Consider the following 8487-nt stretch of genomic DNA (forward strand, 5'->3'; position numbering starts at 1 on the left):
ACACCCGCGCTATGCGCAGGGTGCGGGCTTTATCCCAATCCCTAGCTGGCCCAGAGGACAGCTAAGTTTCGGAATTTCAGGCGAGTTTACAGTCGCCCCAAGAAGAGAGATCACCCGAGCAGCATTATGGTCGGCGTCCCCTTCCCAGCCACAATGTCCACACTTGAACGACTTGCCGCTTCGGTAGGACTTACCCCGCTCAGGGTGGATGTGCAGGCACCGGTGGCAGGTTTGGCTGGTGTAGGCAGGCGGCACCAGCACCACAGGCACTCCAGCAATGGCAGCCTTGTAGGCTACAAACATCCTGAGCTGGTAGAACGCCCAGTTGTTAGTCCTGCGCCGCTCAGCCTTACTCCGAGACTTCTGATTCAGACAATCTCTGATGCCTGTCAAGTCTTCAAAAGCCAGTGCCGCACCAATAGCCTGGGCATCCCTGACCAAGGTTTTGCTGATGTTATGGTTCAGCCATGTCTGGTAGCGCCGTTCTCTCCCAGAGAGCCTTCTCAGCAGCCTCCTAGAGCTGCGAGTGCGTTTGGATTGAACCTTGGCGCGTACACGGCTGAACCGGTCACGGACGGCCTGGATGTGTTCTCCACTCCAAGAGCGTCCATTGCTAGCGGTGGCGATATCCCGCCTGCCCAAGTCAACTCCGATTACCTTTGGAGTTTTGCCAGTCGGGGGAGTATCCAGCTCAACAGCAATGTTGATGTAGTAGTCCCCTTGCCTGGTCTTGGACAGGGTTGCGCTGGTGGGCGTTTGCCCCCGCAGCAAAGCGATTTGATAACCGCCAATCTTGAGCTTGAGCCAAACCCGTCCGCCCATCAGGGTCACGCCCACAGCTTGGTCGGACTCTCGGTACTTAAAAGTACGAGCGTCCAAAGTCAGACTGGTGGGGCGGAACTTGTGGACTTGCTTCACCGCCTTGGCATTGCTAATCACCCGACGGAGCGCCTGACAGACGTGGTTGGCTTTCAGCCCCGTTGCTGCCCTTACCGGCCGATAGACCAAGTGGTGCAGCTTGGCGGTGTTCCAGCAGTTCTTTTGTTTGGCGGTGTCGAGAATCTGGTTGCAAGCATTCGCAAAGCCCTGCAAAGTGCGGTCAATCTCTTGACGCAACTCTTGTGGGACTATCAGCTTGCAACGTACAGAGATAGTCTGGCTCATGGGCTTATTGTAGTTCATCCAGACTTTTGGCCGGCAAACCTATATAGAGGAGGGCTTTCCTCCCGACACCAAGCCTGCGGCTATGGTGCGGGCCTCCAGCCCGAAAATTTGGTGAAATGCAAGGACTCCGTCCCGCTTACGCGTTCGCGTTAGCGTCGCGTAGCGACAAAGGACTCCGTCCCGCTGACGCGATCGGATCCCATTCCCCGCCTCTGGCCAACCCCTCGATGGTGGTGATGGCTTGGCCCTGCAAGCGCGCCGCCGGGTACAGGCAACTGTGGACGGGATCCCCCTCCAACAGCACCGTGCAAGCCCCGCAATCCCCCGAGTCGCAGGCACGGCGTACCCCCACCCAGCCCAGCTCCCGCAACAAGCTCAGCAGAGTGATCCCCGGCGGAACCACCTGCCCATAGGGTTGGCCGTTCACTTGAAATCGGATGGGGATGGGAGTGGGATCCATAACGGTCTTCTTTTTTCACTCACATCTACCCCATTCTGTTTTGAGCAAAATGTTTCGAGTGAACCATTGGATTGCCCTGTTTGTTTTCATCCCTCTTCCCCATGAGGTGAGGGGATCCTGCCTATCGCAGATCGGTTTGCCCTCCCTCGCTGGGATGGCTTTCTTGGATGATCAGAGCAGGATTTTGTGAATTCAAATCCCAAGTGCAGGCCAAGCCTTCTTTGCCGAGATCTCTTCGCTTCCCTCAACTCCATTGATGACTTAGCCTATTTACCCTAGGAGACACTATGGCAACTCTTTACTTCAGCCCGCTTTTCGAGGTACAAGCTCTGCAAGCGGAGCCCAACCGGGGACGCTCTCGCTCCTTCCTGCCCACTCCTCTGCAGGTTTGGGAGAGCGGCGAAGCCTACACCGTCCAGTTGTGGGTGCCCGGTGCCAATCGGGAACGCTTCCACATCGAGGCCACGGCTCAACAGCTCTCCATCAGCGGCGAGATCCAGGTTCACGGCCCTGAAGGTGCTGAATTGCGCTACCAAGAAGTGGAGCCCCAACCTTTTCAACGCATCCTCAAGCTGGCCCGCCGCATCCAGCCGGAGAAAGTCTCGGCCACCTATCGCGACGGCATCCTCACCCTCACTCTGCCCAAAGCCGACGCAGCGCGGGTGATCAAAGTCCAAGTGGGCGCCTCAAACCCCACTACTCCGATGGAAGCCGTGACGGTGGAAAGCCAACCTGCCTAGGATCCCCCTCTTTTCGGGAGAGGGGCTGGGGGTGAGGATCCACTGCACGCGCACCTCATCTCCCACCTTAAAATCCAGCGCCCGGCTGGCATTGCCTCGGTTTTGCACGATCTCCACCCAGCCGGAGCTGCCCACCAGGGCCAGCACTTCCCCAACTTCTCCCTCAGCAAAGGTGGCCACGGAGCGGACGGGGATCCCTTTGATCCAGGCGCTCCAGCTTCGACCTTCCACCCACTGTCCGGGCAGGTTGGTGATGCCGTTGCCGAAGTGGTCGATGGCCTGGACCAGGCCGCGACAGCCGTTGGTCTCCATCTGGGGTGGCGGCCACTCCCAGCGGGTTAGTTCTGCTACGTCTAGGGGATCCCCCAGCTCCGCCAAAGGGATCCCGTTGGCCAGATGAGCGGCAACCGGGGCAAAAATATCCCGCCCATGAAAGGTGCGGCTGGGAGAGGGGGTGCGCCAATAGCGGGGCCGGTTGAGTTCCACAGCAGCCAGCGCCGGAGTTTGGGCCAAAACGCCGCTGAACAGGCCATTGTCAGGGCCAACCAAAAAGCCCGTCTCGGTTTGGATGGCTACCGCCCGGCGGCTACTCCCCACCCCTGGATCCACAACGGCCAGGTGAATGGTGCCCGACGGCAGATAGGGGTAGGCCGTCATCAGGGCAAAGCGAGCCGCCGCCACATCCTGAGGCGGGATCTCGTGGCTGAGGTCGATGAGTTGAGCCTGTGGGGAAAGGGTATGAATCACCCCTTTCATAATGCCCACATAGGGATCCTGCAGGCCAAAATCCGTCAACAGGCTAATAAAAGGCATACCCTTTTGAGGCTTGAGGATCCCAGTTTAAGGATCCCAAAAGATAACAGCGCTTATGGATGGGGTGGCTAGCGGGCAGCAAGAGCAGGTTGCGGGCGCTCATACACCTGCCCCAAACGCGCCAACTGCTGCACCAACAAACTCAAGAACAGGCCCACATCGGTAACAATCCCCACCGACTCCAGGGATCCCCGATCGGCCAGCTTGGTCACCACTGCCGGGTTAATGTCCACGCAGATCAGCTTGACCCCGGCAGGCGTCATGTTCCCGGCTCCAATGGAGTGCAACATGCTGGAGAGCATCAGCACCATGTCGGCCCCCTGCAGCAGCCGCGCATAATCCTGTTGGGCCTTGATCAGATCCATCTCCGTATCTGGCAGCGGCCCATCGTCGCGGATGGATCCCGCCAGGGAGAAGGGCACCTGAGCGCGAATGCACTCGTAGAACACCCCACCGGTAATCACGCCCGCTTCCACTGCGGCCCGGATGCTGCCGTACTTGCGGATGAGGTTGATGGTTTTGAGGTGATGCTTGTGGCCGCCCTTGACCGGCGTGCCCCGCGACAGATCCACCCCCAGCGAGGTGCCGTAGAGATTCTGCTCCAAATCGTGAACGGCAATGGCATTGCCCCCCAGCAGCGCCTGCACATAGCCTTCGCGGATGAGGGTGGCCAAGTGGGATCCACCGCCCGTGTGGATGACCACCGGCCCTGCCACCACCACCGTTTTGCCGCCCCGCTCCTTGATTTGCCGCAGCTCCCAGGCAATCTGCTCCACCAGGATCTCCACCCGCCGCTCGCTGGAGACCCCCGATCCCATAAAGGTGAACTCCTGGGAAGAGCGCTCTTTGCTGGCCTGGCGCACGGTGCGGATCCCTTCCACCCCACACACCACGGCATCCCCCACCTGCAAATCTCGAATCAGGGTGCAATAGGCTGAAAACTCCGTCTTGCCATTGCAATCGGATCCCTTGACCACGATCACCCCATCCATGCGCTGCCGCTGCACCGGGATCCACTGGCCGGCCACCCGCACCTGCGTGGGATAGATGGTGGTGACATAAAAATCGTCGGGCGCTACCCCTGCTTTCTCGACCCGCTCCAGACGGGCATCTTGCTGGGTTTCCTCCGAGAGACGGGCCCCCTGCTCGATCAAGGCGCTGAGAATGGTATCCAGGGTCTCTTCGGTGGGAGCGGAAACGGCCAGTTCCACCGTGGAAGTGCTCTGCCGTTTTTCCCCAAGCTGAAACTTGAGGATCTGGAAGCTGCCGCCATTGTCGACAATGCAATCGACGGCTCTGGTGAGCAGGTCGCTGTCCACCAAGTGTCCCTGGAGGGTCACCGTCCGGCTGAGCACCGTGGCCACCGGATCGGTTTGGGGAGCCACCGTCTCGTCGAGGCGCAGCGTCAGGCACTTGGCCGCCCCACCGGCTTTCAGGAACTCCGTCAGCTCCGTCTGCACCACCGCAAATCCCCGCTCCTGTAGGGTGGCTTCCAGCTCTGGGCTGACCCGATTCACCAAGATCGTGCCGTTCACATCCACGGCATTGCAGGCAAAGTGAATGGCATCCGCCTCCTGAACCGGGATCCGCTTTTCAGGGGGCACCCGCATCTCGATCAAGCGGTTGGAATAGGCATCAAAAGCCGGTGGATAGTAAAGCAAATAGCCTTCGGAGAGGGGGCAAAAGCAGGTGTCTAGGTGGTAGAACCGCTCGTCCACCAGCCGCAAGGACAACACCTCGATCCCCAGCCACTTGGCCAAGTAGGGGTGAGACTCCAACATGGAGCGAAAGCCGTAGCCCGCCCACAGCCAGCGCCCTGCCCGATCCAACAGAGCATCTCCCGCCCCCTCAAAAGCCAGGGCCGGCGGCAGCTCATAGACGGTGTAGCCCTGTTCCTCAAACCAAGCCTTGAAATGGGGCTGTTCCCCCTGCCGCTCTGGGTGATAAAAACGGCTCAGCACCACCTTGGATCCCAGGATGAGCCCAGCATTCGCCGTAAACACCATATCCGGCCATCCCGGCACCGGCTGGATTAGCTTCACCTCCGCCCGCTGCGAGAGATGCCGATAAAGAGCCTGCCACTGCTGCAGCGCCCGTTCTCGCGAAGAGCGGTGAACATTCCCCACCATCCAGGGGTTGATCACATAGTCCACCTCGTAGTGATCGGGTGGGCACATCAAATACCGAATGGCACCAGGCATAGATCTCAGAGCGCAATCTGCAGCAGGGCATCCCCTAGATTAGCAGTTGCGTGAGCAGCATCCTCAAGAATCATGAAAGAATCATTATTTGTGGGAATCTTTCGCCAGCTCTGGCTGCAGTGGGCTGGGATCGGCAATGTTGGGCAACTCCAGACAGTAGCCCGCCCCATAGACGGTTTTGATGTACTGGGGGTGGCGGGGATCCGGCTCCAGCTTGGTGCGCAGGTGGCGGATGTGAACACGGATGGTCTCGATGTCGTCGTCGGGCTCGTAGCCCCACACCTCCTGCAGGATTTCGCTGGGGGAAACGGTCTGCCCATGTCGCTGCATCAGACAGTGGAGCAGGTCAAACTCCAGGTGGGTGAGCTTGATCGTTTTGCCGAACCACAACGCCTCGAAGCGCTCCGGCACCAGCGTGAGAGGGCCATAGGTGAGGATCTCCCCATGCTTGGCCGCCTGTGGGATCCGGTCTGAGCGACGCAGCAGGGCCCGCACCCGCACCAGCAGCTCCTGCACCTCAAAAGGCTTGGTCAGGTAGTCGTCGGCACCGGCATTAAAGCCCTCGATCTTGTCCTGGGTTTGGCCGAGGGCGGTGAGCATCAAAATCGGGATCTCGCTGGTGCGCTCCTCCCGCCGCAAGCGCTGACAAACGGTCAGGCCATCTACCTGGGGCAGCATCAGGTCGAGGATGATCAGATCGGGGAGAACTTGCAGAGCCAGTGCTTGTCCGCGCACCCCATCGGTGGCCTTCACAACCTCGTAGCCCGCCAACTCCAGATTGATGCGCAGGATATCCAGAATCGAAGGGTCGTCCTCAATAATGAGTATGCGAGCCATAGCCGGTTGCAGCCCAAACTGCGGATAAAACGTTTTGTTAAATGTGCTAACAAAGAGCCGAAGCTTTACGACTGGAAGTTTACTTAATTTTAGCCTCATTGCAAATCTTACTGCGAAGTTAACCCGCAGGGTTGCCCAGCCCGGAGCCGGATGCAGGGGAAACTTTTCAACCCGTTTGGGGCAAATGGGTGCGTTTTTTCGGATTCCCTTTGGGGGAAGTGCTCCGCACCGCTGGCGCGAACGCGGCGATGAGGCGGCGGGTGTAGTCCTGCTGCGGCTGCTGGTAGATCTGGGAGGCGGGGCCAAGCTCTTCGATGCGGCCCCGGTTCATGACCATGATGCGGTCGCTCATGAACTTGACCACGCTCAGGTCGTGGGAGATGAACAGGTAGGCCAACCCCAGTTCCTCCTGCAGATCCTTGAGCAAGTTCAGCACCTGGGCCTGCACGGAGACATCCAGGGAAGACACTGCCTCATCGCAGACGATCAGGCGGGGCTCCGAGGCCAGGGCGCGGGCAATACAGATCCGCTGCCGCTGTCCTCCGGAAAACTGGTGGGGCAGGCGATCCAGCGCTTCCGGATCCAACCCTACCCGTTCAAACAGGCGTTGGGCCCGTGCTCGTCGCTCAGCAGCATTTCTCCCAATCCCGTGCAGGGCCATTGGCTCTATGACGCTGGCTCCCACACTCATGCGCGGATCCAGTGAGGCTGCCGGATCCTGAAAGATCAGCTGAATCTCGCGGCGGAGACGACGTAAGCGTTGGGGCGGCAAGCGGAGCAGCTCCTCGCCGTCGTAGATCACCTGGCCAGAGCTGGCACGGACCAGGCGCAACAGGGTTCGCCCCAGGGTGGTTTTGCCGCAGCCGGACTCTCCCACCAGCCCCAAGGTCTCTCCGGGGTAGAGGTCAAAGCTGATCCCATCCACAGCTCGGATCTCGCCCACCTGGCGGCCAAATGGCCCTCGACGGACGGCGTAGTGGGTTCGCAGATCCCGCACCTGCAGCAGGGGGGGCTGACTGTACAGCCGGCGCAGCCGTTCTTCCTCTAAGGACTCCGTCCCGCTTACGCGAACGGCAGCTGGGATCTCCACTTGCTGCCACTGCTCCTCTGGGGATCCCCCTTTTTCCAGAAAATCCTGGACGGTGGGCAACCGCCGCAACCGCCGCTCCAACACCGGGCGACAGGCCAACAGGCCGCGGGTGTAGGGATGCTGGGGATCCCGAAAGATCTGCTCCACCGATCCCTGTTCCACAGCTTGGCCCCGGCGCATCACCACCACCTGATCTGCCAGTTCGGCCACCAAATTGAGATCGTGGGTGATGAAGAGGATGGCCATCTGCCGGTGCTGCTGCAGCTCCCAGAGCAGGCGCAGGATTTCCGCTTGCACCGTAACATCTAGAGCGGTGGTCGGCTCATCGGCAATCAACAGTTGGGGATTGGAGGCGATGGCACAGGCGATGGCCGCCCGTTGGATTTGGCCGCCGGAGAGCTGATGAGGGTAGCGCTCCAGCATCTGGGGAGAAAGCTGCACCTCCTCAAACAGGCAAATGGCTTGGGCGCGGATCTCCGCCGGGCTCAGGGAGGTGTTGGCCCTCAAGGTTTCCTGTAACTGCTGGCCACAGGTGTAGAGGGGGTTGAGGGCGGTGCTCGGCTCCTGGAAAATCATGGCGATCTGGGATCCGCGATAGCGCCGCCGTTGCCGGGGATCCAACTGCAGCCAGTCCACTGTTCCGTTGGGGCCCTTGAAGAGGATTTTGCCCTCCACCCGGGCCGAGCTGGGCAGCAGATCAATCAGCGTCAGGGCGGTCATGGTTTTGCCGGATCCCGACTCCCCCACCAGGCCTAAGGTCTGGCCGATCCCGATCTGGAAAGACAGCCCGTCCACCACCGGGGATCCCGAGGGCTCGCCAGCTGCACGGCTGGGCAAGAAAACCCGCAGCCCTTGTACGGTCAGCAAGGCAGAATCGGCAGTAGAGACAGCCTCAGTCATGGCGACGAAAGTGCTCCGCACCGCTGGCGCGAACGCATTAGGGGAATTGGCAGGATTATAGACTACCGCCCCCGCCTTGGCCTCCAAAGTGCTCCGCACCGCTGACCAAAAGGCGCGGCAAGCCCCGTCCTTCAGGGCAGGGAAGGATAGCGCCGACCATAGCCGACGCCCTTTAAAAACGCAGTGCCGGCCATGTGAATATCGTTGTCATCACGCATAGGCCAAGAATACGATTGAGCGGTGCAACGACTTCAAGCCTTCAAGTACGAATTGCTGCCCAAC

Annotated in this window: 7 protein-coding genes; 1 reads left to right on the forward strand and 6 read right to left on the reverse strand. The window is 60.1% G+C overall.

From position 1 onward, the window contains the following. Window positions 1–9 precede the first annotated feature (9 nt). Both ACVWZG_RS09705 and ACVWZG_RS09710 read right to left on the reverse strand, forming a co-directional pair. Window positions 10–1164 carry an RNA-guided endonuclease InsQ/TnpB family protein gene (locus tag ACVWZG_RS09705; protein WP_457406761.1) on the reverse strand — a complete coding sequence of 385 codons (1155 nt, stop codon included), beginning with the start codon at window positions 1162–1164 and terminating at the stop codon, window positions 10–12. A gap of 136 nt (window positions 1165–1300) precedes the next feature. Beyond that, window positions 1301–1624, reverse strand: a complete 324-nt coding sequence (locus tag ACVWZG_RS09710; protein WP_457406763.1) for a (2Fe-2S)-binding protein — start codon at window positions 1622–1624, stop codon at window positions 1301–1303. 287 nt (window positions 1625–1911) lie between these two features. Between ACVWZG_RS09710 and ACVWZG_RS09715 the strand changes: the two genes are divergently transcribed. After that, window positions 1912–2364: an Hsp20/alpha crystallin family protein gene (locus ACVWZG_RS09715; RefSeq protein WP_457406765.1), complete on the forward strand. Its 453-nt coding sequence runs from the start codon at window positions 1912–1914 to the stop codon at window positions 2362–2364. On the opposite strand, the gene ACVWZG_RS09720 is transcribed toward ACVWZG_RS09715, so the two are convergent. The 4 genes from ACVWZG_RS09720 to ACVWZG_RS09735 all read right to left on the reverse strand — a co-directional run bounded on the left by ACVWZG_RS09720 (window position 2311) and on the right by ACVWZG_RS09735 (window position 8205). Then, the gene (locus ACVWZG_RS09720; protein WP_457406767.1) at window positions 2311–3177 is read right to left on the reverse strand and encodes an SAM hydrolase/SAM-dependent halogenase family protein; all 867 of its coding nucleotides are present in this window, start codon (window positions 3175–3177) and stop codon (window positions 2311–2313) included. The two genes, ACVWZG_RS09715 and ACVWZG_RS09720, sit on opposite strands and share 54 nt — an antisense overlap. Window positions 3178–3245: 68 nt before the next feature. Next, window positions 3246–5378, reverse strand: coding sequence for a bifunctional arginine dihydrolase/ornithine cyclodeaminase (gene argZ, locus ACVWZG_RS09725; RefSeq protein WP_011431917.1), 2133 nt, complete (start codon window positions 5376–5378; stop codon window positions 3246–3248). An 84-nt stretch (window positions 5379–5462) separates the two neighbouring features. Beyond that, a complete protein-coding gene (locus tag ACVWZG_RS09730; RefSeq protein WP_414342492.1) occupies window positions 5463–6215 on the reverse strand; it encodes a response regulator transcription factor in 753 nt (250 codons plus the stop codon). A gap of 166 nt (window positions 6216–6381) precedes the next feature. Next, the gene (locus ACVWZG_RS09735) at window positions 6382–8205 is read right to left on the reverse strand and encodes an ABC transporter ATP-binding protein (protein ID WP_457406770.1); all 1824 of its coding nucleotides are present in this window, start codon (window positions 8203–8205) and stop codon (window positions 6382–6384) included. Window positions 8206–8487 lie beyond the last annotated feature (282 nt).

Source organism: Thermostichus sp. OS-CIW-33, assembly GCF_054059615.1.